The sequence below is a fragment of the Robertkochia marina genome (assembly GCF_004799345.1).
Lineage (GTDB): Bacteria > Bacteroidota > Bacteroidia > Flavobacteriales > Flavobacteriaceae > Robertkochia > Robertkochia marina.
The window spans coordinates 1,173,641-1,196,814 of the sequence record NZ_SSMC01000001.1; the positions used below are offsets into that span (position 1 = coordinate 1,173,641).

At 42.9% G+C, this 23,174-nt stretch carries 24 protein-coding genes and 2 tRNA genes; 17 read left to right on the plus strand and 9 right to left on the minus strand.

Features of this window, described 5'->3' with window-relative positions:
- Positions 1-13 precede the first annotated feature (13 nt).
- From E7Z59_RS04875 to E7Z59_RS04885, 3 genes are read right to left on the minus strand one after another with little or no spacing between them, the layout of a single operon-like run.
- Positions 14-811, minus strand: coding sequence for an undecaprenyl-diphosphate phosphatase (locus tag E7Z59_RS04875; RefSeq protein WP_136335153.1), 798 nt, complete (start codon positions 809-811; stop codon positions 14-16).
- A gap of 21 nt (positions 812-832) precedes the next feature.
- Positions 833-1,120 (minus strand): DUF3098 domain-containing protein, encoded by a 288-nt coding sequence (locus tag E7Z59_RS04880; RefSeq protein WP_136335154.1) that lies wholly within the window; start codon positions 1,118-1,120, stop codon positions 833-835.
- A gap of 9 nt (positions 1,121-1,129) precedes the next feature.
- Positions 1,130-2,008, minus strand: a complete 879-nt coding sequence (locus E7Z59_RS04885; protein ID WP_136335155.1) for a cell division protein FtsX — start codon at positions 2,006-2,008, stop codon at positions 1,130-1,132.
- Positions 2,009-2,078: 70 nt separating this feature from the next.
- On the opposite strand from E7Z59_RS04885, the gene E7Z59_RS04890 reads away from it, so the two are divergent.
- From E7Z59_RS04890 to E7Z59_RS04930, 9 genes are all read left to right on the plus strand, one after another.
- Positions 2,079-3,005: a ketopantoate reductase family protein gene (locus E7Z59_RS04890; protein ID WP_136335156.1), complete on the plus strand. Its 927-nt coding sequence runs from the start codon at positions 2,079-2,081 to the stop codon at positions 3,003-3,005.
- Complete coding sequence (locus E7Z59_RS04895; protein ID WP_136335157.1) at positions 3,005-3,946, plus strand: DUF58 domain-containing protein; 942 nt, start codon at positions 3,005-3,007, stop codon at positions 3,944-3,946. The genes E7Z59_RS04890 and E7Z59_RS04895 overlap by 1 nt, the downstream gene beginning before the upstream one ends.
- Before the next feature lie 87 nt (positions 3,947-4,033).
- A tRNA-Asp gene (locus E7Z59_RS04900) sits at positions 4,034-4,110 on the plus strand.
- Positions 4,111-4,437: 327 nt separating this feature from the next.
- The gene (locus tag E7Z59_RS04905) at positions 4,438-4,698 is read left to right on the plus strand and encodes a hypothetical protein (RefSeq protein ID WP_136335158.1); all 261 of its coding nucleotides are present in this window, start codon (positions 4,438-4,440) and stop codon (positions 4,696-4,698) included.
- Positions 4,699-4,839: 141 nt separating this feature from the next.
- On the plus strand, positions 4,840-5,619 hold the full coding sequence (locus E7Z59_RS04910; protein ID WP_168731241.1) for a tetratricopeptide repeat protein: 780 nt from the start codon (positions 4,840-4,842) through the stop codon (positions 5,617-5,619).
- Positions 5,620-5,632: 13 nt separating this feature from the next.
- Positions 5,633-6,253 (plus strand): T9SS type A sorting domain-containing protein, encoded by a 621-nt coding sequence (locus E7Z59_RS04915; RefSeq protein ID WP_136335160.1) that lies wholly within the window; start codon positions 5,633-5,635, stop codon positions 6,251-6,253.
- Positions 6,254-6,456: 203 nt separating this feature from the next.
- Positions 6,457-7,884, plus strand: coding sequence for an amidohydrolase family protein (locus E7Z59_RS04920; RefSeq protein ID WP_168731242.1), 1,428 nt, complete (start codon positions 6,457-6,459; stop codon positions 7,882-7,884).
- 313 nt (positions 7,885-8,197) lie between these two features.
- Positions 8,198-8,467 (plus strand): hypothetical protein, encoded by a 270-nt coding sequence (locus tag E7Z59_RS04925; protein ID WP_136335162.1) that lies wholly within the window; start codon positions 8,198-8,200, stop codon positions 8,465-8,467.
- Between the two features lie 347 nt (positions 8,468-8,814).
- On the plus strand, positions 8,815-9,066 hold the full coding sequence (locus E7Z59_RS04930; RefSeq protein WP_136335163.1) for a hypothetical protein: 252 nt from the start codon (positions 8,815-8,817) through the stop codon (positions 9,064-9,066).
- Positions 9,067-9,135: 69 nt separating this feature from the next.
- On the opposite strand, the gene E7Z59_RS04935 is transcribed toward E7Z59_RS04930, so the two are convergent.
- Together E7Z59_RS04935 and E7Z59_RS04940 are read right to left on the minus strand one after the other, a co-directional pair.
- Positions 9,136-9,417: a thioredoxin family protein gene (locus tag E7Z59_RS04935; protein ID WP_136335164.1), complete on the minus strand. Its 282-nt coding sequence runs from the start codon at positions 9,415-9,417 to the stop codon at positions 9,136-9,138.
- An 89-nt stretch (positions 9,418-9,506) separates the two neighbouring features.
- Positions 9,507-10,577 carry a formylglycine-generating enzyme family protein gene (locus E7Z59_RS04940; protein WP_136335165.1) on the minus strand — a complete coding sequence of 357 codons (1,071 nt, stop codon included), beginning with the start codon at positions 10,575-10,577 and terminating at the stop codon, positions 9,507-9,509.
- Positions 10,578-10,749: 172 nt separating this feature from the next.
- Here E7Z59_RS04940 and E7Z59_RS04945 point away from each other — a divergent pair, with 172 nt between their 5' ends.
- Entirely contained in the window at positions 10,750-11,385 is a 636-nt protein-coding gene (locus E7Z59_RS04945) for an FMN-binding negative transcriptional regulator (RefSeq protein ID WP_136335166.1), read from the plus strand.
- A gap of 191 nt (positions 11,386-11,576) precedes the next feature.
- Here E7Z59_RS04945 and E7Z59_RS04950 read toward each other — a convergent pair whose 3' ends face one another.
- Together E7Z59_RS04950 and E7Z59_RS04955 are read right to left on the minus strand one after the other, a co-directional pair.
- Complete coding sequence (locus tag E7Z59_RS04950; protein WP_136335167.1) at positions 11,577-12,068, minus strand: CYTH domain-containing protein; 492 nt, start codon at positions 12,066-12,068, stop codon at positions 11,577-11,579.
- 1 nt (position 12,069) lies between these two features.
- Positions 12,070-12,741 (minus strand): NAD-dependent epimerase/dehydratase family protein, encoded by a 672-nt coding sequence (locus E7Z59_RS04955; RefSeq protein WP_136335168.1) that lies wholly within the window; start codon positions 12,739-12,741, stop codon positions 12,070-12,072.
- Positions 12,742-12,797: 56 nt separating this feature from the next.
- Between E7Z59_RS04955 and dinB the strand changes: the two genes are divergently transcribed.
- From dinB to E7Z59_RS04985, 6 genes are all read left to right on the plus strand, one after another.
- Positions 12,798-13,901 carry a DNA polymerase IV gene (gene dinB / locus E7Z59_RS04960; protein WP_136335169.1) on the plus strand — a complete coding sequence of 368 codons (1,104 nt, stop codon included), beginning with the start codon at positions 12,798-12,800 and terminating at the stop codon, positions 13,899-13,901.
- A 49-nt stretch (positions 13,902-13,950) separates the two neighbouring features.
- Positions 13,951-15,345, plus strand: coding sequence for an exonuclease domain-containing protein (locus E7Z59_RS04965; RefSeq protein ID WP_136335170.1), 1,395 nt, complete (start codon positions 13,951-13,953; stop codon positions 15,343-15,345).
- Between the two features lie 57 nt (positions 15,346-15,402).
- A complete protein-coding gene (locus E7Z59_RS04970; RefSeq protein WP_136335171.1) occupies positions 15,403-16,635 on the plus strand; it encodes an MFS transporter in 1,233 nt (410 codons plus the stop codon).
- A 75-nt stretch (positions 16,636-16,710) separates the two neighbouring features.
- A tRNA-Arg gene (locus E7Z59_RS04975) sits at positions 16,711-16,782 on the plus strand.
- Between the two features lie 750 nt (positions 16,783-17,532).
- Positions 17,533-18,093: a hypothetical protein gene (locus tag E7Z59_RS04980; RefSeq protein WP_136335172.1), complete on the plus strand. Its 561-nt coding sequence runs from the start codon at positions 17,533-17,535 to the stop codon at positions 18,091-18,093.
- A gap of 182 nt (positions 18,094-18,275) precedes the next feature.
- The gene (locus E7Z59_RS04985) at positions 18,276-20,354 is read left to right on the plus strand and encodes a M13 family metallopeptidase (protein ID WP_136335173.1); all 2,079 of its coding nucleotides are present in this window, start codon (positions 18,276-18,278) and stop codon (positions 20,352-20,354) included.
- A 298-nt stretch (positions 20,355-20,652) separates the two neighbouring features.
- Here the strand turns inward: E7Z59_RS04985 and E7Z59_RS04990 are convergent, their stop codons facing one another.
- Positions 20,653-21,378, minus strand: a complete 726-nt coding sequence (locus E7Z59_RS04990; RefSeq protein WP_136335174.1) for a hypothetical protein — start codon at positions 21,376-21,378, stop codon at positions 20,653-20,655.
- 159 nt (positions 21,379-21,537) lie between these two features.
- On the minus strand, positions 21,538-22,368 hold the full coding sequence (locus E7Z59_RS04995; RefSeq protein ID WP_136335175.1) for a Rossmann-fold NAD(P)-binding domain-containing protein: 831 nt from the start codon (positions 22,366-22,368) through the stop codon (positions 21,538-21,540).
- Between the two features lie 258 nt (positions 22,369-22,626).
- Between E7Z59_RS04995 and E7Z59_RS05000 the strand changes: the two genes are divergently transcribed.
- Entirely contained in the window at positions 22,627-23,094 is a 468-nt protein-coding gene (locus tag E7Z59_RS05000; RefSeq protein ID WP_136335176.1) for a CBS domain-containing protein, read from the plus strand.
- The last annotated feature ends 80 nt before the right edge of the window (positions 23,095-23,174 follow it).

The window sequence follows — 23,174 nt, forward strand, 5'->3', positions numbered from 1 at the left end:
TTAGGTTGCAAAGTTAGGTATAATAATACCCGAGTACAATGGCTATAAGTCCTACGATAAAGCAGTAAAATGAAAAGTATACCAGTTTACTTCTTCGTACCAGGGATATCATCCAGGTACAAGCTGCAATTCCGGCAATGAAAGCAGCAAGGAATCCAACACCCAGGATCTTGAATTGGGCGGCATCATAGCTAAGATCTCCGGAAAGAATATCCTTGCAGATCTTTCCCATGATCAGGGGTACAACCATCAAAAATGAAAATCGGGCCGCTTTTGTCTTGTCATTTCCAAGCAGTACAGATGTTGAAATAGTAGCTCCACTTCTGGAAATACCGGGAAGCATGGCAATGGCCTGGGAGATGCCAATGACAAAGGCATTGGTATAGGTTACGTCTTTGCTGGTTGATTTCGCCTTGTCGGCAAGGTATAAAAGCAGTGCGGTAACAATAAGCATAAAACCTACCAGTAAAATGTTGCCGCCAAAAAGGGCCTCCAGCTGTTCTTCAAAGTAACTTCCTATAAGTGCTGCAGGTACCATAGATAGAATGATCTTTAAGGAAAACTTTTTTTCCTCGTTCCATTCGGTATTCATTAATCCGCTGAAGATCTCGCCAACATCCTTTCGGAACACCACAATGGTGCTCAGCGCAGTCGCAAAATGGAGGATCACGGTAAACAGCAGGCTTTCTTCAGGAACCATTTGATCGCCCAGGATGGCTTTTCCAAGTTCAAGATGACCACTTGAAGAAACAGGCAGGAATTCGGTTAAACCCTGGATGATACCAAGGATAATTGCGTCTAGAGCTTCCATGAATTTGGGGATGCGGAGTTATTATTCAGACTTGCTCTTATGGGGGTTCAAAAGAATAGCGTAGATCTCGATGGCAAACCCTATCAGTACCAGGGTAGGAGCTAATCGTATTCTTCTGAAGCTGTAGATGTCAGGATTAAACACCTCCGGGTCATCACTGCCACCTCCGGTCATTAAAATGAACCCAAGGGCTATAACAGCAAGTCCGATGAACATAACCACATAGTTCTTGCGATGGAAAACAAAGTCTTTTTTGTCAGTGAGCGATGTCTTTTTCGATTTTTTTTCTTTGACCGAAGTACTTTTCATAGGTGCTTATTAGTAATAGAGATCATCTGTTCTGAGGTTGAGAAATCTCTGGGTTGCAATATAAGTGCTTATCCATGTAATTACAATCCCTCCCAGCAAAATTCCGCCAAATAGTATCATCAGCAGCTCCAAATCAGCCAGAAGTTGCAATTCCGGGTACTTTCCTGATAAATAATAGAGTAATCCTCCTACAGAGGCCAGGGCGATCAGGGCTCCGATAATACCCAATTGAACACTTTTTAAAATAAAGGGTTTTCGTATAAAACTTTTGGTCGCACCAACCATTTGCATAGTCTTAATTATAAACCGTTTGGAATAAATAGACAGTCTGATAGAACTGTTGATCAATAATACGGCTATAAGCGTAAAAACACCGCTGGCCACAAGGATCCAGAAACTGATACGTTTAACATTCTCATTAAGTAATGATACCAGGGGCTGATCGTACGATACCTCTGATACATAATCTTTGGCAGAGATGGTCTCGGCTATTTGTTGAATACTATCTGTAAGCACGTAGTCGGCCTTCAAATGAACATCAATGGAATTCTGCAGCGGGTTGTACCCAAGGAATTCCAGGAAGTTTTCTCCGATCTCCTTGCTATGGGCTTCGGCAGCAGCTTCTTTGGAAATGAATTCTGCACTCTTAGTGTAGGGAGCCATGGCCAGGCTCTTTTGTAATTGAGAAACCTCTACTTCTTTGGCATTATCTTTCAGAAAAACCGTTACAGCCACCTGCTCTTTGAAGTGGTTGGCCAGTTTTTTGGTATTGATCACCAACAACCCCAAAACTCCAAGTAAGAACAAAACAAGGGCAATGCTCAGAACCACAGAGAAATAGGATGAGATTAGTTTACGTCGCTGGTAGCGTTCGAAAGATCTGCTCATGGATAGTAAAATTGGATGTGTAAAAGTAATAAAGTAAATTTAATCGTTATAATCCTATAACCTTAAACTCATGCGAATTATTGTTGTTGGTATTGGTGGCGTTGGGGGCTATTTTGGAGGTCGTCTCGCCCTTACTGACCATCAGGTGGAATTTGTGGTAAGAGGCCCGCATGGGGACGCTATACGGAAGAACGGTCTTTTAGTAAAAAGTATCTACGGTGATTTTACTGCCCACCCTGATAGCGTGCACCCAGACCTGGGGTCGGTAGTAGATCCTGATCTTGTGCTTGTGTGCACCAAGTCCTGGCAGCTGGAGGAGGTGGCAAGAGGCTTAAAGGATAAGGTTTTACCCACCACAAGAATACTTCCACTACAAAACGGAGTGAACAGCATTGAAAAATTAACCGGCTTCCTTCCCGAAAACCTGATTTTAGGCGGACTTTGTAAGATCATCTCGAAGATAGATGCCCCGGGCGTGATCAATCACTTTGCTTTTCATCCGCAGATCATATTCGGCGAAGTCAACGGTAATGAATCGGAGAGTGCGAGGGAGGTGCGTAAGGTTTTGGAAGGTGCAGGAATTGATGTGGTTCTCTCTGATGATATCCGATTGGATGTGTGGCGTAAATTTTTATTTATCTGTACGATTAGCGGACTCGGCGGGGTATGCAGGCAAGAGATCGGGGTTATGCGTGAAGATCCGGGGTTACGGGAGTTAATGATGCAGACGGCCCGGGAGATTTTGGCCCTTGCCGGTAAAAAAGAGATCGGGCTAACGGTTAATGATATTGAAAAAACTTTTCAGGCCATTGATAAGCAGGCCTATCATTCTACTGCTTCAGTGCAGCGCGATCTCATGGAGGGAAGGCCCTCTGAGATTCATGATTTTAATGGTTATGTTGTTAGTGAATCAGAAAAGTACGGGTTAGAAGCCCCGGTAAATAAATTTATATATTACTCCTTACGTCCTATGGAGGATCACGCAAGAAAGAATTAATGAGCAGGTATTTAAATATTCAAAAAGAGCTGCAGAAGGTGCAGCTGTTTTCCAATCTTGAGCTTCTGGCAAAACAGGTGGTTGAGGGATTTATAAGCGGACTTCACAAGAGTCCTTTTCATGGGTTTTCTTCAGAATTTGCAGAGCACAAGATCTACAACCAAGGAGAGAGTACGAGGCATATAGACTGGAAGTTGTTTGCGAAAACAGATAAACTCTACACCCGTAAATACGAAGAAGAAACCAATCTCAGGTGTCACCTGATCATTGATAATTCGTCATCCATGCACTTTCCGGAGGTGAAAGATCAGACCGTCGAGAATTTGAATAAGATCGGGTTTTCAGTGTTGGCGGCAGCGGGTTTGATACAACTGTTTAAACGGCAGCGTGATGCCGTGGGTCTGAGTGTTTTTTCAGATACCTATGAGCTTTATACCCCTGAAAAAGGCAGTGAACGGCATTTTCATCAATTGTACGCCCATCTTGAGAGTCTTGCCCATCCAAAGCCGGTTGGTTCAGGTACCCGGACTTATACCTTTCTACACCAGATAGCCGAGAAGATTCACAGAAGGAGTATGATCTTTCTGTTTACCGATATGTTTCAGGTAGAAACAGAGCGAAAGGAATTGTTTAATGCGCTCAGGCATCTTAAATATAATAAGCATGAGGTGATTCTTTTTCATGTGATGGATAAGGCAAAGGAAGTAGATTTTGATTTTGACAATACCCCGCGAAAATTTAAAGATCTTGAAACCGGAGAAGAGTTGGAACTTTTTGCCGGAAACGTAAGGGAGGCCTACCAAAAACAGGTGCATAATTTCTTTTCTGAGATAAAATTAAAGTGCGCTCAATACCGCATAAAGTACGTTGAAGCTGATACAGCAAATGATCTTCAAAAAATATTGATGACTTATTTAATTGAGCGGCAGAAGTTTGCTTAGCAGTCCTTGAAAAAAGTTATATTTTTTTTCGCAAAACGTTTGCGGTATTAAAAATGGGGTGTATATTTGCAACCGCAATCAAGCAACGGTCTGGTAGTTCAGTTGGTTAGAATACATGCCTGTCACGCATGGGGTCGCGGGTTCGAGTCCCGTCCAGACCGCCAACAAACCGGGAAACCGGGAGCTGAAAAGCCTCGAAAACACCGAGGCTTTTTTTAAAGCTTTTAAAATTAGTTGTGTTGTTTGATCGCACTAGTTTGCGATCGTGGTTTAGTAGTTAAACCAATGAAAGGCTTTCCTAATTTGGAAGGCTTTTTTTGTTTCCGGTAACTACATAACTATGTCTTTTTCTTGTTTTTAAAAAAAGAGCCTGAATACTAGGCTTCTACGTCATTTTTTTTACTTTTGCCCGGATTTCTTGAATACCTCAGATCGAGAACTTAAACAAACTAATACGGGTGGAGCAGAAGTGGCTGAAATTGTTATGGGTAATGATCCTGTTTTTTACGGGAGCCTCGGGGTTTTCACAATCAGACCAATTAAGTGCTGCAGATAGTCTCTTCTATTTTGAAATAAAGAGCAAGGCAGATCATTTTATGCAAAAGGATCTGGATTCTGCTCTTTATTATTTCGATCAGCTCAATACCTACCTATTGGAAAGAGATTACCCGAGGAAGCGGCTAAGAGTGCTTTTAGATATGGGGAATGCCTATCTGTCAAAGGGACAGGCCGATCGGGCACTTGAAACCTAACTGGAGATCGCATCAGATTCTGCTATTACAGATGCGTCAGACTTTAAGCGTTATGCAGAGATCAGCATTGCCGGTATATATCTGAATTCAAAAGATTATCAAAGGGCTTTAGATCAATACAAAAAGATCAGGTCACGCTATGTGGTAAAAGACTCCACCTACATTGATCTGTTACCCTATTGTGTGATCTCAAATAATGAGGGTATTGCGAACGAAGAACTTGGGCGGTTGGAAGAAGCTGAGCGGCTTTATCGGCAAGCCATAAAGATTTCAACAAAGATCTCAGCCTTTTACGACCTGGCGACTGCCTATAGTAATATGGGGTCGCTTAAAGAACATACAGGGGATTATCGTGCGGCCCTGGAATGGCATGAAAGGGCAATGGCCATCAGGAAGGAGAATAGCCTTGTACTGGGTATTGCTCAATCTCATAATCATATAGGAGGTCTCTATCATGTGTTGGGTGATCTGCAACAGGCCGAATATCATATGGCTGAATCTTTGGACATTTCAAAGGAGAATGGATATGCTCAACTTATTCTGGAGACGGCAGAGCCTCTTAAAATGATCTATGCCGGGAAGGGTGACTATGCAGGGGCTTATGAGGTACAGGAGCTCCAAATGCAGGCAAGTGAGGAGATCCTCAATAAGGAAAGCTTGAAAAATCAGGAACGACTCAAGGCAAAATATGAGTATGAGCTCGAAAAACAGATAGAGGTAAAGAACCGAAGATTTCGTGAAACGGTATATCGATTTATTTTTGTGGGGCTATTGCTCTTGTTTGTCATTGCATTGATCTTGTTTTTATTGCAAAAAAGTAAAACGCGCCAAAGTGAGCTCGAAAATGAAAATATTCAGAAGGAGAAACTTTTGTTGCAAAAGGAGCTGGATTATAAGAACAAAAAATTGATGTCGACTTAAACTTGGTGTTACTATGTTGAGTCTTAAAGGTCTGGATAATCGCGGAGGCGAAGCTGACGTTACCTTCGAGGTAGAAGTAATAAACACAAATACGGCTCCTGAGGTATCTCCGATCGTAGATCAGACCTTGAACCTTTACACTGATCTCTTTGAAGTGTTCTGGGAAGATGTGTTCTCTGATCCTGATGGTGATGCAGTTACTTATGAGGCCTATACCGACAATATCGAAACCGTTGAATTGTTCTATAAGGATGGTTCTGTACTGGTTAAGCCACGAAGACTTGGGAAAACTCAAGTTACTCTAAAAGGTATGGACCCTCGTGAGGGTGAGGTTACCACCTCTTTCACAGTAAGGGTAGTAGGTAATATCACTACCGATCAAGCCTTGAGTGAAAGCTGGAAGGTTCACCCTAACCCGGTAGATGAGGTTATGAATATTAAAATGTACAGCCCTGTTATTGAAGAAATGACCATTAACATTTACAATGCAATGGGGGTATTAATTAAAACAGCTGTGTCTGCAGGATCTGATGATACTATTCAGGTACCCGTTGATAATTTACAAGCGGGGATCTACTTTGTGGAGATCGCTACAGATAATGCTAAATCGGTTAAGAAAATTGTGAAGCAATAACTTAAAGTCACCTACAACCATTAACCGAAAGCCCGGCTCAGTTATGAGCCGGGCTTTTTTATGGGTTTATGTTGTATTTTGATTTTCAGTATAATAGGTGAGTTAGTATTGACTATCTTTAAGTGTCATCTATTATTTAATCATTTCCTATGAGATCTTTCCGGGATTTAAGGTGTTCCTTTTTTAATAAGCTGTTTACATTTATGAGCTTGCTTATGTTTATTTCCTGTGAGGAGGAAACTCTCCCCGAAGCAGTCTTGAGTATTCAGAACGTAAGGGTGGTTAATATGGATGACTTTTCTGTGAGTGAGCCCAGCCGGGTAGTCGTTGATGGTGATAGCATCATCCTTATTGTGGCTGCAGATGAAGAGCTGCAATACAAAGTCTCCAAAACCTGGGATGCCAATGGAGGATATCTTATTCCAGGCCTTTGGGATATGCATGCGCACCCTGACGACCCGGAATTATGGCGATTGAATCCTGATCGGTCTTCGAGAGACTTATTAATGCCTCTATTCGTGCTGGAAGGAGTAACTGGTATAAGAGATATGGGAGGGTCTTTAGAAGAAGTTACACATTGGCGCAACTCTTATAAACAAGACAGTCTCTTATGTCCGAAAATTGTTGCGGCCGGACCTTTACTGGATGGTCCCGACCCGATGTGGGATGGATCTGTGGGTATTAAGAGTGCAGATGAAGTACCCAAAGTTGTTGACTCCATTATGGAGGCAGGAGCAGACTTTCTTAAGGTATATTCAAAACTTCCTGCCGACATTTTTCACGCCTTAAGTCAATATGCCCGTGAAAACGATATTCCTTTTGTGGGCCATGTACCCTATGAGATCACTCCAACGGAGGCTGCCCTGGCGGGTATGAAGAGTCAGGAGTATTTACTTGAGATCTTAAAGCAAGTAACCGGTCCCCTTCCCGATTCTCTTAAGATCGAGATGGAGAAAATCACAGATCCGGTTTCTTCCTGGGTGATGGTTAATAATTACCGGTTAGATCACATCAATACCAGCCTTCTGGATTCTGTGATCGGGATATTCGCAACTGAGAAGATATGGCATTGTCCGACCCTTAGTATGTGGTATAAAAATGCCTGGTATGAAGAAGAGCTCGAAAAAGACAAGGCCTTAATTCCTGAATTACCCATGTATTTACAGCGGTATTGGACCCCGGATGAAAATGATCATCTTAAACACCGCGACAGAGAAGATTTTATAGAGGTTAAGAAGGAGCTCTATGAGTTTTATGCTTTTTTAGTAAAACGCATGAAGCAATCGGGTGTGAAGCTGCTTGCCGGCACAGATACGGGAGCCAATCCGTTGTGTTTTCCCGGTGTTGGCGTGCATAATGAGCTGGCGGCTTTGGTTAAAGCCGGTTTAACTCCCGGGGAGGCTCTAAGAACAGCAACCTTGAATCCTGCAATTTTTCTGGAGATCGACGATCATTACGGCAGGGTGTCTAAAGGGTATAAGGCCGATCTGGTCATCCTGGTGAATAACCCCCTGGAGGATATCTTAAATACCCGAAAAATACAGGCTGTTGTACGCGATGGGAAACTGATCGGGGCCGGGGAGATCGATAAGAGAAAGGCAGAGATCTTTATGAAGCAGGGTGTAAATTGATTTCGGGATGAATGATATTTACTTGCAAGCATGGCTAATTAAAATGTATTTGCTTTTAAAGTTCTCCTTAAGAGTTAGGGTAAAAGCGTAAAAGCATATTTTTTAAACTGGAATAACTCACCAAAAAAGGCCTTGAAGCGATCAATTACCCTTAAATATAAGATTGCACTTACAAAAATTATCAAAAGCGCTGTTTTGGAGAATTTATTTGTTGTTTTATCGAAGATGGGGTCATAGAAAATCTTCCTAAATTTTAAATTACATACATTTGATGAGAAGCCAATCAATTTGATAGAGAATTAAAAAAATTGCTATGAATAATATTCTATTGATGGAGGTCTGTAAAAAGGTGTATCACAAAAATCTGCAAAGAGACCTTTGCACCTTGATCAAACCCACTTATAAGCTAAGTCATGAATTTGTTTTTAAAAGCCTAACTAAATCCCGGAATATTTGTCGTATGATCCTTCAGGATCTTCTTATTGAAACCGGTGATAGCTATACCCTGGAAGATAAAGACATCGACTGGATTATTAGTCGGGCCTTTCAAGAAGTTCAGCAAACATATCTTCAGGCAAATTAATTTATCGTGGTTGCATCCTCTGTCATTTTTGGCGGTTATTTGGCATTCAATACCACTTTAAAGTCAGTATGCTACTGAATAGTGAGCAGTGGCACTTCACTTCGTTACCTTCCTTTTTCTATAGCTTTAGTGAACAGGATTTAATAAGGTATTGGCCCTGAGGTTTTGCTTTATGAGGTGAAAGAGAAGGTGTATAGATTATACTAATACCACCATCAATCTTTTTTTAAAATCAAATTTTTTTTATTGATAAAATTACGTTAAATTAAAGGTTCTAATAGGCTGGAAATCAACCAAAAGTGTCCTTGTCAAACTTGTTTTACAGGGTTTAAGAAAACTAATCATCTATGAAGAAATCACTACCACAGGGCCCCAGCGCTGAGAAAATCCTCAGGTTGAAGTCCAAAGGAGAGCAGAAGGCGGTGGAGTTTAAGGTGTCCAAACTATCATCGAGATTAGCCAGAATGCTTAAAGAATACAGAGAGCTTACAGAAAAGAAAGGAGTACCTGCCGAAAGTGTAGAAGCTTGTTTCTTGGAAATGAAAATACAAAAAGACACCAGACGTCTTGCAGAATTAATCTCCGGAGCGGGATCATAATAGCTCATTATCAAGTTAGTTAGTAGGAGAGTCCGTGGTCAGTTCTTGATCGCGGACTTTTTTATGGTACTAATCACCCATTAACGAGAGAAGCCGGTCAATATCATTCTTCACCTCGTTTAATGAAAATGCCCCATGGTACCTTCGAAATTCTCGCCCCTCTGCCAAAATGAGTAATACCGGAACATTAAAAACAGTGTGAGAAGCAGCCAGAGCAGGATCTTCTTCAGCGATAACCACCCTGTAATCAATACCAGGGTATGTATTCATCACTTCTGATAACTTGGGTTTTAATGCAGTACATATACCACAGTTTTTCCCGCTAAAAAGAATGCCTTCTACAGAATTCATGACTCCGGAATTTATGGATCTACCGGTTTGAGTCGTTGAAAGGGCGTCTGCCTTTCGTAAAACAGCTATTTTTGAGGTTATTCAAGATATTATTCAACATCTTTTACGGTTCGGAAGCCTAAATGCTCCTGCCCTGAATCAATATCAGTAGCCATGCGAGCTGATACCCTATAGCTGGCACAATAGCTGTCGCTGCAAAGAAAAGAACCGCCTTTTACCACCTTCTGTTTTACATAGGGTTGGGTAGGGTTATAATGTTCAGGAGCCCCTTTCGGGTTGTTAACCACCCCCTGCTGCAATGCCCATGAGTAATATTTACTATTATACCAGTCTGAGGTCCATTCCCAGACATTACCTGCCATATCATATAACCCATAACCATTAGGCGGGTAGGTCGATACCGGAGCTGTGGTAACATACCCGTCTTCCTTATCGTTAGCCATAGGAAATTCACCCGTCCAGCTGTTGGTAGACGATTCCAGTTTTTCGCGCTCACTGCCCCATGGGTATCTTTTGTTGGTAAGCGCACCCCTTGCGGCAAATTCCCATTCTGCTTCGGTGGGAAGTCTGTGGCCGGCCCATTCGCAATAGGCTATGGCATCTTCAAGAGCTATATGAACCACAGGGTGATGTTCTAAACCATCTAAATTACTGTCGGGACCCTTTGGATGTCTCCAGTTGGCACCGATCTTCCACTCCCACCATTGGGAATAATCCTGTAGATTTCGTACCGGTTGTGAGGGTTGCCTGAATACCAGTGAACCCGGTAGTAAAACGGAGTCATGAGGCTTAGGTGTTCCAGGTGGCACCTGTGTCTTAAGATCTTCCCAGTCAATAGCGCGCTCAGCAACTGTAACGTATCCTGTGGCCTCAACGAAGGCAGCAAACTGTTCATTGGTGACCTCAGTTTTATCAATATAAAACGGGTCAACGGTTACCGGATGTGCCGGGTGCTCATGTGGCCATGCCTGAGTGTCACTTTCGGGTGCCCCCATGGTAAATGAACCCCCCGGAATATAAACCATGTTTTCAGGAGGATCTGCAGATTCTTCCATAGCTGCTTTTGCTATTTCTTGGGAATTGGAAACTTTCGAAGTTGCATCCTTACACCCCACGAGTAGTAGAATGCTGTATAGAAGAGGTAAAACGATTAAACGCATTTCAACGTAGTTTACTGAATTTCAGATGAATAAATATAAATGAAATAAGGGCGTTCTGGAAATAATTTGTCTGATCTTGGCTGTAAAGCCGGTTTTCCGGCTAAATTCAATACCTGAAACCGGATAATAATTTTTCTTTTAACTTACGCCCCATCATCAACCAGGCATTTATATGTACCAGCACTTTGAATACAAAGATTACAACCCGGATACTATCACAAAATTTATTGCAGATTTCCCGTTTGCGGTTATTTCAGGCTGCGATCTGAAATACAATCCCGTAGCAACCCAGGCCCCTGTTTTTTTGGAAGAACAGGATGGGAAAAAATTGTTGCGAGGGCATATGATAAAAGGGTCTGAACACCATAAGGCTTTTACGGAAAACAACCGGGTCATGGTACTGTTTCCGGGTCCTGATACCTATGTGAGTGCTACCTGGTATAGCGGTAAGCAAAGTGCATCTACCTGGAATTATATGACCGTTCAGGCTAAAGGAACCATCAGGTTTCCAGGAGAAGAACAATTGATAGAGATCCTGCGTAAAACCACCCTCCATTTTGAAAACAATAATGGCTTGTCTCCAACCACCTTCGATAATTTAGGACCTGAATATACCCAACGCCTGCTCCATGCCATAACGGCCTTTGAGGTGGAAGTTCATGACCTGGATCACGTATTTAAACTCAGTCAGGATATGGATGAAGAAAGCTTTGAGAATATTATCAAAGAGCTTAAAAACGGAAATGCAGCTGCACAGAGCATTGCCGGGGAGATGGAGAAACGGAAGCAGAGGCTGTTTGACAAATAGTAGACTTTTTAATATTCAATTTCCAAATTCCAAATTCCAAATCCCAAATTCCAAATTTTTCTCAAGCATAGAGATTCAAGATCTTAAATCGATCAGACTAAGGGCTAAGGGTTAAGAGTTAAGGGAAAGGTGCTAAAGGTGCAGAGTTTACTATCTCCATCCATAATCCATAATCCATAATCCATCATTCATCATCCATCATCCTGTTCCTTTTCACTCCATTTTTTAAACGGATGATTGCTCAGCATGGAGTTATAATACCTGGTGATTCCTGTAACTTCCTTTCCGAGCCATGACGGTTTTGAGAAAACCTGACCCTCTTCTTCCAATTCGATCTCTGCGATAATGAGCCCCTCGTTCTCACCGTGAAACTCATCAACCTCATAGCAATGCCCTTCGTGTAATACTTCATAGCGGGTCTTATCAATAACACCGGGTTCACAGAGGTTTAAAAGTGCTGCTGCTTCATTCTCCGAGATCTCCTTTTCCCATTCAAACCGGGAGGTGCCGCTCTCATTAGAGAGTCCTTTTACGGTTAGAAAACCTTCGCGGCCTTTGATTCGTACCCGAACAGTTCTTTCGGGGTGAGTATTCAAAAAACCCTGGGTGATCCTGGTACTTTTACGAGCCAGTGCACGGTATTCATCAGAGCGCACCAGGAATTTATGTTCTACTTCCTTCATATTACTGCTTATTACAGGATGTTGCCAGGTCGATCAGGCGATCATTCTCATAAACCCCTGGAGTATAGTCGCTATCAGCCAGGCAGATCATGGCTTTTGCAATTTGCTCAGGGTGTATGCTCCGGTATTTTTTAAGTGGACCTACCAATAGGTAGTTCAACCCCTTAAAAAGTTGTTTAAAGAGCCATTCTCCTGTTCGGTTTTCCTCCCGGTCTCCACTAATTAATGCGGGTTGTACGATAAAAGTATTTCCTGAATGTGCCTGCTGTACTGCTTGCTCCATTTCGCCCTTAAGGCGATTATAGAAAATACCGGACTCGGGATTTGCCCCAAGGGCAGAGATCACCACCAGATTCTCAATATCATTACGCTCACATAATTGGGCAGCGGTTAAGGGAATCCCATAATCGATCTTTTTATAGGTCTCTTTATCCGGTGTTTTGGCCTTGGTGGTACCTATACAGCAATATACCTCGTCGGCATGAAAATGAGCGTGTTCTTCCTGGAGGGTAAATAGATCGGTTAGATGTTCCTGCAGTTTGGGGTGTTTGAAACCTACCGATGTACGCCCAAATACAATGACCGTTTCATACGCTGCGTTATCAAGAAGAAGCTTCAGAACGTGCCCCCCGGTAAGACCTGTGGCACCGAGAATGATGGCTTTTTTACCCATTGGATTGTTGTGGTTTAAGATACCTTGTACATGCTAATTTACTTTAAATTTGCGGTATGCAAGAACAGTTCCCCATCAGAAAGATCATTCATGTAGACATGGATGCTTTCTATGCATCTGTAGAACAATTGGATGCACCGGAACTAAAAGGAAAACCTTTAGCCGTAGGCGGAGGTCAGAAACGGGGAGTGGTAGCCGCAGCCAGTTATGAAGCCCGTAAATATGGTGTTAAAAGTGCCATGTCGGGGAGAATGGCTGCTAAGCTTTGTCCTGAATTGATCTTTGTAAAGCCCCGTTTCGAGCGATATCGGGAGATCTCTAAAAAGATAAGATCCATATTTTTTGAATATACAGACCTGGTGGAGCCCCTCTCACTTGATGAGGCTTTTCTTGATGTCACTGTTAATAAGAAACAAATGCCATCAGCCACAATCCTTGCGAGGGAGATCAGGGCGCGAATTAAAGAGGAAACCGGTTTAAATGCTTCTGCAGGAATATCGGTTAATAAATTTCTGGCCAAGGTAGCCAGTGATATTAATAAGCCCAACGGCCAAAAGACAATTCCACCTGAAGAGGTTTTGGAATTTCTTGAAACCCTTGATATCAGAAAATTTTTTGGCATCGGGAAGGTTACAGCCGAAAAGATGTATCAGCTGGGGATATTTACCGGAAAGGAACTAAAGGAAAGATCTCTGGAGTTTTTAACCGATCACTTCGGGAAAAGCGGACAGCATTATTACCATGTGGTAAGGGGGATACATCAAAGTGAGGTCAAGCCGGAACGCATACCTAAGTCGGTAGGGGCCGAAAGGACCTTCAGTGAAAACCTGAGCAGCGAGGTTTATATGCTGGATAAACTGGATCACATTGCCGGCGAATTATCCGATCGGCTTAAGAAACACAGGGTAGCGGGTAAGACCATTACCCTGAAAATAAAATACAGTGATTTTCGTGTGCAAACCCGGTCAAAAACCCTGCCTTATTTTGTGGCAGATAAAGATCTTATCCTGGAAACAGCCAGGGAATTGCTTTACCAGGAAGAGCTTCAGGATTCGGTGCGATTACTGGGGTTGTCACTTTCAAATCTCAATACCGGAGAGAAGAAACAGCAGGAGGAGGAACCTCCTGAGATGAAGGTTCAATTAAAACTTGAATTCTGAAGTAAAAGGGTAAAGCCTTATTTTTAACCCATTCTTAATAGCTCCTCCTATGCAATTCGCAATAGTAGACATTGAGACCACTGGACTTGCAGGCCGCGACAACAGGGTAACCGAGATCGCAGTGGTTATTCACGATGGAAAACAAAAGCTTGAAGAGTTTCACAGTCTTGTGAATCCGGGGGTGCCTATTGCTCCCTTTGTTACACGCCTCACAGGTATTGATGACAGCATGGTATCAGAGGCTCCCGAATTCTCTGAACTTGCCAGCACCCTGCTTTCACTCATGGAAGATCGCATTTTTGTAGCCCATAATGTACAGTTTGATTACCAGGTGTTGCGTAGTGAGTTTAAAGCCCTGGGGTATGACTTTTACCGCAAGAAGCTTTGCACAGTTCGCTGGTCACGAAAAGTGTTTCCCGGGTTGTATTCCTATAGCCTGGGGAAATTATGCGCCAGTCTGAATATTGAATTGAACGATCGCCACCGGGCAAAGGGAGATACCGATGCTACCGTAATATTATTTGAAAAATTAATGGCCGCTGATCGTTCAGAATGGTATTTGAAGATGCTTTCAAGAAATTCCGGAACAGGCACCTTGCCTTCATTGTTGCCCAGGTCAGATTTTGAAAAACTACCTGAAACCCCCGGGGTGTACTACTTTAAAGACAGGAATCAAAAGGTGATCTATGTGGGTAAGGCTGTAAATATCAAAAAGAGAGTACTCGGACATTTTTATGACAAGACCTCCAAAGAGATCGCCCTTTGCAGGGAGACAGCCTGCCTCGATTATACAGAAACGGGTTCTGAGCTCATTGCACTTTTAAAGGAATCGGCAGAGATCAAAGCTATATATCCGAAGTATAACAGAGCCCAGAAACGCACCAATAAAGGGTATGCCATTACCTCTTACCGCAACAGGAAAGGTATTATTCAGTTGGGGTATAACAGCTCAAAATTAGTGAATGAGCCTCTTCGTACATTTTTTAATGTTCAGGAGTGCATAGCCGAATTAGAGCGGCTATGTGAAGCATATCAATTGTGTCCGCGATTTACTCAACTTCAATCTCAGCCCGGTCCCTGCGATCATTATAAGCTCACCTCCTGTAAGGGCGTGTGTTCCGGTCAGGAATCGGCAGAAGCATACAACGAAAGGGTATTGACCGCTTTAGAAGAACTGCGTATGGGAGGCTTGTCGGTAGTAATAAGCCTGAAGGGACGTGAACCGGGGGAGAGAGGTTTGGTATTGGTTGATCGGGGTGTCTACAAGGGCTATGGCTTTATTTCGGAAGAAGAGACCATAGATCGTTGGGAAAGTTTTGCCGAATATATCCAACCCCGTGAACACAACAGTGATGTGATGCGCCTCATAGATCAACACCTGCGTTCTCAAAAGAAATTGAGGTTGTATTACCCCGAAGACAATACTCTGGGAGAAAGTGATTAACCCGATGTTAACGGAAATTTCGTGATCTTCTCCCTAGTTTTGCAGGAAAAGAGCATTTTGAATGATCTGCTGCGATTTTTTAAAGCAAACATAAGACCGGTCGGATTCGCATGGAGCATGACCTTTCTCTCCGGTTTCGGGCAAACATTTTTACTGTCGTTATATGTGCCGGAGCTTCTTCGGATACTCGACCTTGAAAAGGCGGAGTTCGGTAGTATTTATGCCGTATGTACTGTGGTGGCCTCTGTAATTATGCTATCCATTGGGCATACCATAGATCATAAGCCGGTTAAAAGGATCACAACCCTTGTCTTGCTCTCACTGGCAGCTTCCTGTTTTTTTCTTGGATTTTCAGCCTGGCATATTTCACTTTTATTCATTGCTTTTACCGGCCTGCGATTAAACGGTCAGGGTATGTTGACCCATATCGGATTTACCCTGATGTCCAGATGTTTTGACAATGACCGCGGTAAGGCTTTGAGTCTTACATCTCTCGGGTTTTCGGTAGGAGAGGCCGTTTTTCCACTCCTGGTTTCCGCCATCATTCTGCAGTATGGGTTTAAGGCAGCTGCCTTGGCCAGTGGCCTGGTATTAATTGTTTATGCCTTGGGGGTGCAGTTTATGGATTTGAAAGATTTTGACAGACAGCAGGTCAACACAGCTGCATTTTCGTGGAAAGCTCTCGGAGGCACCTTTAGTGAACTCATCAAAGACAAGCGCTTCTTTATTATCGTGAGTCCAAGTTTTGCCCTTGGATTTATTTCTACAGCCATATTTTTTTATCAATATGTTTTTGCTGAGGAAAAAGGGTGGTCATTACCACTATATGCTTCTTTCTTTACAGCCTATGCCGTTACCCGTTTCCTGCTTTCGATTGCAGGAGGAATTTGGGTAGACCGTTACGGTGCCAGAAAGTTATTCGGAATGTACCTCTTCCCGATGTCAATAGGCCTTTTATTCCTCAGTTTTGTGGAGCATATTTACGGAGCATTGGTGTTCCTGATCTTGAGTGGTATCTCAATGGGTATAGCCGGTACTGTGAAAACAGCAGTAATTGCTGAGGTTTATGGTACTGCACGAATGGGAACTATTCGAAGTCTGTTCACCATGTTCATGGTATTCAGTACAGCTATGGGACCATTGTTGATCGGTGCCTTGCTCGATCAGGGGGTCTCTTTCAGTAGAACGATCTTTCTTTTATTCGTTTTTATGGTGTTGGCACAGTTAAATGCCCTTCGAATTTTGAAGGTCCCCAGGGTGAGAGAGGTAAACACTGTCGAGGAGGTATAAAAAGCTAGAGGAAAATATGGCTTCTTACAAAAAGAGATTATTTTTGTAGTAATCTGTCGGAAAAAATTAAATATCGGCCTCGTAGTTCAAGGGATAGAATAGAAGTTTCCTAAACTTTAGATCCAGGTTCGAGTCCTGGCGAGGCTACATCAAGCACAAACCCATCGCGACGACGATGGGTTTTTTATTCCCAGACGCGTCAAGAGCCAGCTCTTGTAAGCAGGCTGGGAATAAAAAACAAGCCTTGCACAGCAAGGGTATGGGTTTGTATTTGCAGGAGCGGGTTTAGCAGGTCCATGAGCGGAGCGAATACTCCTGCTTTGGAGGGTAATGTGAGGGGAATAAAAAACAAGCCTTGCACAGCAAGGGTATGGGTTTGTATTTGCAGGAGTGGGTTTAGCAGGTCCATGAGCGGAGCGAATACTCCTGCTTTGGAGGGTAATGTGAGGGGAATAAAAAACAAGCCTTGCACAGCAAGGGTATGGGTTTGTATTTGCAGGAGTGGGTTTAGCAGGTCCATGAGCGGAGCGAATACTCCTGGCGCAGAACCACCCCGCTTCTGCGAAGCACCCCTCCTTCGGAAGGAGGGGGTAATCTCATTTTCAAAATAGCATGGAGTAATGGAAGGCCCCATCTGACCACGCCTCACGCGTGGCACCATCGCACCACCTGGCTCCTCACTATTAAAGGTTCACTGAACCTTTCACTACCGTCGGCCCTCTCTGTAAAGGGGAAGGAGAAGGTGATCATTTAAATGATAGGTTACTTAGCCATTGTGCATGTATATTACAAACTGCAAACCGCAATCCGTAAACTGCAAACTCCTAACTCCAAACTGCAATCCGTAAAATAGTATATTTGCCAAGGCGCTCATAGGTGCTTAATGAATCTATCCTTATGAATACAATGCGTTTTACGAAGTATTTGAAACTGTTCTTTTTTATGGCCATCGGCCTGGTACTCTTTGCATGTGGTCAGGAACAATCAACGGAAAGTACTTCTGAAGATTCTGCTCAGGAAACTTCCTATACCTATGTACCGCTCGATCCTATACTGAAATTAGATGCTCAGGTAGAGGATTCATTGAAGGAATGGAAATCTTACTGGGAATTGCAACGTGAAATGGAGCGATTTCGCGGGGTAAAATCAGGAGATTTGAGCTATATCAATGAAGACCTGCTTAGAATTCAATCAGAACTTATACACGACTCCATCCCGGAAAAAGTACAGAACCCGGCTGTAAAGAGCAGGGCGCTGGTGTTCAGGACCTTTGCTATGAAGTTGAAAGATCAGTTGGAGCAAAGAGCTCCCTCGGCAGAAGTTGACACTACCAGGGTTAAATTATTCGAGTCTTATAACGCTTTTCGTTTTCATATAGCCGATGCCCTTCGGGAAAAGGTCTATGAAGACTTTTTGAAGAGAGACACGACCTATCTCGATTCTATCCTTCCGGAGTAATCCATCTGTTGTCTAACCTTCAATAATTGTAGGCCTTCAGGGGCTTTTTGACTACTCTGATCATACCCGAGGAGAAGCGTGATCCGGCATTCTCTTTTTTTATGTTAAGGAAGACATAAATAGACCTGTATGCATGTTTTAACACCTTATTTTAGTGCAATTCCAAAAAATCAATACAAAAAATGAAACGAAACAAATTACCATTACTCTCGTTGTTGGCGGCAGGAGCGATCGTTTTTTCGTGTAAAACGGAAAAGAATGATGAGCTGGCTATGAGCAGCGAGGAGGTTGTGCCCGGTATTAATCTGTCGTATATGGATACCACCGTGGCCCCTCAAGATGATTTCTTTACTTATGTTAACGGTACCTGGTTAAAAGAGACTGAGATCCCTGCTGATCGTACGAGTTGGGGTGCTTTTAACGAATTAGGTAAAAAGACCGATCAGGACGCTCTGGATATTTTGTTAAGAGCTTCAGAGGCAGAAGGCCTTGACTTTAGCTCAGACCAGGGAAAAGCGGTAGCTATGTTCAAAACGATCGTTGATACCCTAAGCAGAAATGAGGCAGGAACAGCGCCTGTTGAGTCCTGGTTAAAAGACATTGAAAGTATTTCAGATCTTCAGGGTGTTCAGGAATATCTTACAGCAAATACAACCTCTATGGGGAATGTATTCTTCAGTTTTGGTGTAAGTGCAGATTTAAAGAATGCCGATAAAAATGTTGCTTATTTAGGAGCTGCAAGTTTGGGACTTCCCAACCGCGATTATTACATGAATGATGATGAACGTTCTGTAGAGATCCGGGAAAAATACAAGAAGCATATCTCCCGCATGCTTACTATGGTGGGGGTAGAAGAGGCAGAGGCTGCGAAAGATGCCGAAGTGATCCTGGCCCTTGAAACCGAATTGGCCTCTAATACCCTTGATAAGGTTGATCGCAGAGATCCAAACAAAACCTATAATCCAACTGCTACGGCAGCATTACCTGATATGCTCGGAGCATTTGGTTGGAATGATTATTTGAATGCCATTGGTGCCGGTGCTGTAGATACCCTGATTGTAAGCCAGCCGGACTATATAGCTTCTCTGGAGAAGGTGATGAAGGCCGACAGATTGGATGAGATCAAGGCACTTTTAAGATGGGATGTGGTAAATACAGCTGCCGGTATGCTTACAACAGAGATGGATAAGGCTAACTGGGAGTTTTACTCTAAAGAGTTAAGAGGAGCTGAACAACAGTTACCCCTCGATGAACGTGCCTTAAGTACTATCAATTTCAGTCTTGGAGAAGCGCTGGGTAAATTATATGTGGAAGAAAAATTTCCTGCTGAAGCCAAGAAGACAGCTGAAGAAATGATCGCCAATGTGATCCGTGCTTATGAGAACCGAATCAATGCTCTGGATTGGATGGATGCAGACACCAAAGAAAAAGCGATCGGGAAACTCAATAAGATGACCATAAAGGTAGGTTACCCTGATAAGTGGAAGGATTATTCCGGACTTGAAGTGAAGGCGCCTGAACAAGGAGGTGATTATATTTCAAATCAAATGGCTCTTAGAAATTGGTCTTTTAAAGAGGATATCGATAAACTTGATGAGCCGGTAGATCGTGCTGAATGGTGGTTGGCACCTCAGGTGGTTAATGCGTATTACAGTCCGACAAAGAATGAGATCGTATTCCCGGCTGCAATTCTTCAGCCACCCTTCTTTAATTTTAATGCAGATGCTGCTGTGAATTACGGAGGTATCGGGGCTGTGATCGGCCATGAGATCTCTCACGGATTTGATGATAAAGGAGCACAATTTGATGCTGAAGGGAACCTGAAAAACTGGTGGACAGAAACAGACCTGAAAAAGTTTCAGGAATTAGGTGGAAATCTTGCTGACCAATACAGTGCGATTGAAGTAGCACCCGAATTGTTCATCAATGGTAAATATACGCTTGGTGAAAACATCGGAGATCTGGGAGGTGTAAATGCTGCCTATGACGGGTTGATGCTTCATCTTGAAGAAACCGGAAACCCCGGAGAGATCGACGGATTTACTCCCCAAGAACGTTTCTTCATGTCATGGGCTACAGTATGGAGAACCAAAATGAGAGATCAGGCCCTGAGAAACCGTATCCTTACCGATACGCACTCTCCGGGAATGATCAGAGCGGGACAACCCCTGAAGAATATTGATGCCTTCTATGAGGCTTTCAATGTACAGGAAGGTGATGCCATGTATTTAGCTCCTGAAGAAAGAATTAAGATCTGGTAATACACGAGATCTTTAAGTAAAGCCCGGCATTGCCGGGCTTTTTTCGTTATGCGGTTATGTGGTTCTACACTTATGCAGTTATACGGTTATGCCGTTAAACAGACAGGATTCTCCTTAAAGATTTACTTTGGTTATTGGAAAGAAGCATGAAGCGAGATGCCTTACTAAATTACGGCAGATCGCCGAAGTTTACTTCGTAAACCCTGTCTGACGCTAGGCAGGTTCGCGAAGACATTCCCGCATAACTACATAACCGTATAAGGGTATAACTAAAAAAGCGACCCTAAGGTCGCTTTTTTTAATTCTTGTTTTCTTCTTTTTGGCCTTCTTCCTCGGCGGCGGCCTGGGCCTGTTTCTGCTTTAAGAGAATGTCTTTGATCTGAATGGCCATGTTGAAATTAGGAGCCATGGCAATAGCCTCGTCAATAAGCTTGATAGCTTCATCCATCTTGGTTTTATCTTCATTGTAAAGGAACAATCCTTCCTGGTACTTAAAGGCTGCTTTTAAAGGCACCTGGTAGGGGGGCTGCGCCTCGTAAAATGGCAGCATTTGCCCATCCTTGGTGTTTTCAAGACCATAGGTAATATAGGTTTTGGCCTCCACGGTCTTTCCGATCTGCAGGTTGAGATCTGCTAATTCGTAGGCCAGGTATACATCCGGATTCCGGCCAAACATGATATCAAATTGTTGCACAGCAAGCTGTGGTTGATTTAAAGCTTTCAGTGAAATGGCTTTGATCTCCAGGGCCAGGTCTGAGGCATTCGCATCTTTTTCGGTGCCCAACACATTTAAGGCTTGTACATACTGTTTCGAGTTTGCGTAGAAATAAGCAAGCGTGTCTCTTCTTTGCTCTGAAGGTGAAAGTACCTCCAGGTGGGTCAGTGCATCGATCACTCCGCGTACATCTCCTTGCTTCTTCATTTGAGCGTAATAAGCCTCGTAATGAGAAACCAGCTCTTGACTATTTTGTGAAAATCCCGCAGCTGTAACGACAAGCATGAGGGTTGCTAAGATCTTTTTCATGAATTTAAAGTTTGTGTCTGTTCTTTTTAGATGCACAACACTATAAGCTTCGTATAGGTTGCAGGTTGTTTTATTCAGCCAAAACTATTAAAATATTTCAATTCTCATCATAAAGTTTTGGTAAGATGATACCGGCAAAGCCCTTTTGTTGTGGTTCTTTCAGTCCATCGTGCTTAATTCGGGATGCTGGTAGGTATAGGAGAGGAGCTGCATGGTTTTTTTGCCGCTGATGATCTTACCTCCCTTGGGGTCAGCTTCATTTTTGAAACCCGGAGGAGGTAACTCTCGTTTTTGGGCTTCCTTAACATAGTACTCACTTTTGGAAGGGTGAAAGGGTGTTACGCCGTGTAAAATGTTACTCCAGATGTTTTCGGTAACTACTTGGATGATGAGCCCGATGCAATCATCAAGATGAATAAGATTGATCGGTTTTGAGCCTCCTGAAAGGTCTTTTTTTCCGGAAAGAAAGTTTATGGGATGACGGTCAGGTCCTATGAGTCCGCCAAACCTGAGTACGGAATTCTTCCTGGAGTCATTTAAGATCAGCCTTTCAGCCTCCAGCAATTGTTTCCCGGAATTCGAATCGGGTTCCGGTGTATCCTCTTCTGAAAAGATTGTATTAAGATCGGGAAAAACCGAAGTAGAACTAATAAATAATATGTGTTGAATCTTTGTGTTTGCCAGGCCTTCAAGAAGTGTCTTAACTCGCGCAGGAAAATTCGAAGAGGGATTACTTCGCAACCCCGGTGGTATATCTACGATCAAGATGTTACTCCCCTCCACAAACTCCTTTAAAGAGCCTTCCATACGGTCTTCTTTAATAAGGATGTGGTAAGGTGATATGCCTTGTTGTTTTAAAAGAGGTGTTTTTTCAGCCGTGGTGGTACTCCCTTTAATAGAAAAGCCGTGTCCGAGAAGTGTTTTTGATAATGGCATTCCCAGCCATCCACATCCCAGGATACTTATCTGCTTTTTTGTTGAATTTGTCATGGTTATTTGAACAGTACTGACGTTTGAGCTGTTGTTTTAAAAATTTTTCTCGAATGGCTTATAAGGGTAATCGCCTATCAAAACCTGAAGGATTAAAGATATCCTATTTTCTTCAACCCGGAAATCGAGAGGGGTGTATTCAAGGGTTAAAAGAAAGAATTTTGTGTAAATAAAATGCTTGATGGTCAGATAGTTATTTGTTTGTGGAGAAAAATGCTTAATTTATAGGAGACCAAACTAAATTTTAAATGAATTGATATGGGGATCAAAAGTTATCAAGGGCCAAGAGCAGAGTTCAAGAATGAGTACAAGGCACCTATTCTTGTTGAAGATTATATGACGAAGAGTCTTATCACTTTCCACCCAAACCAATCTATTCTGGAGGTAATGGAGCTGTTGATACGGTATCGTATTTCCGGAGGACCTGTGGTGAATGATGATGGAGACCTGGTAGGGATCATCTCTGAAGCAGATTGTATGAAAGAAATCTCAGAAAGCCGCTATTTTAATATGCCGATCTTAGATAAGAGGGTCTCGCATTTTATGAGTGAAGAGGTGGAGACCATAGGTCATGACGTAAGTATTTTTGACGCAGCGTCAAAATTTAATAAATCCAACAGAAGACGTTTGCCTGTCATGGAGCACGGAAAGTTGGTAGGTCAGATCAGTAGAAAAGATATCCTTGCGGCGGCATTAAAGCTTAAAGCCTTTAGCTGGCGTCGTTAAACAGGTCTTCCTGATTTTTGAAATTGGCAACAGGCGTGTCTTCCACTACCCATATCATTTACGGTTTTTAACAGGCTAAC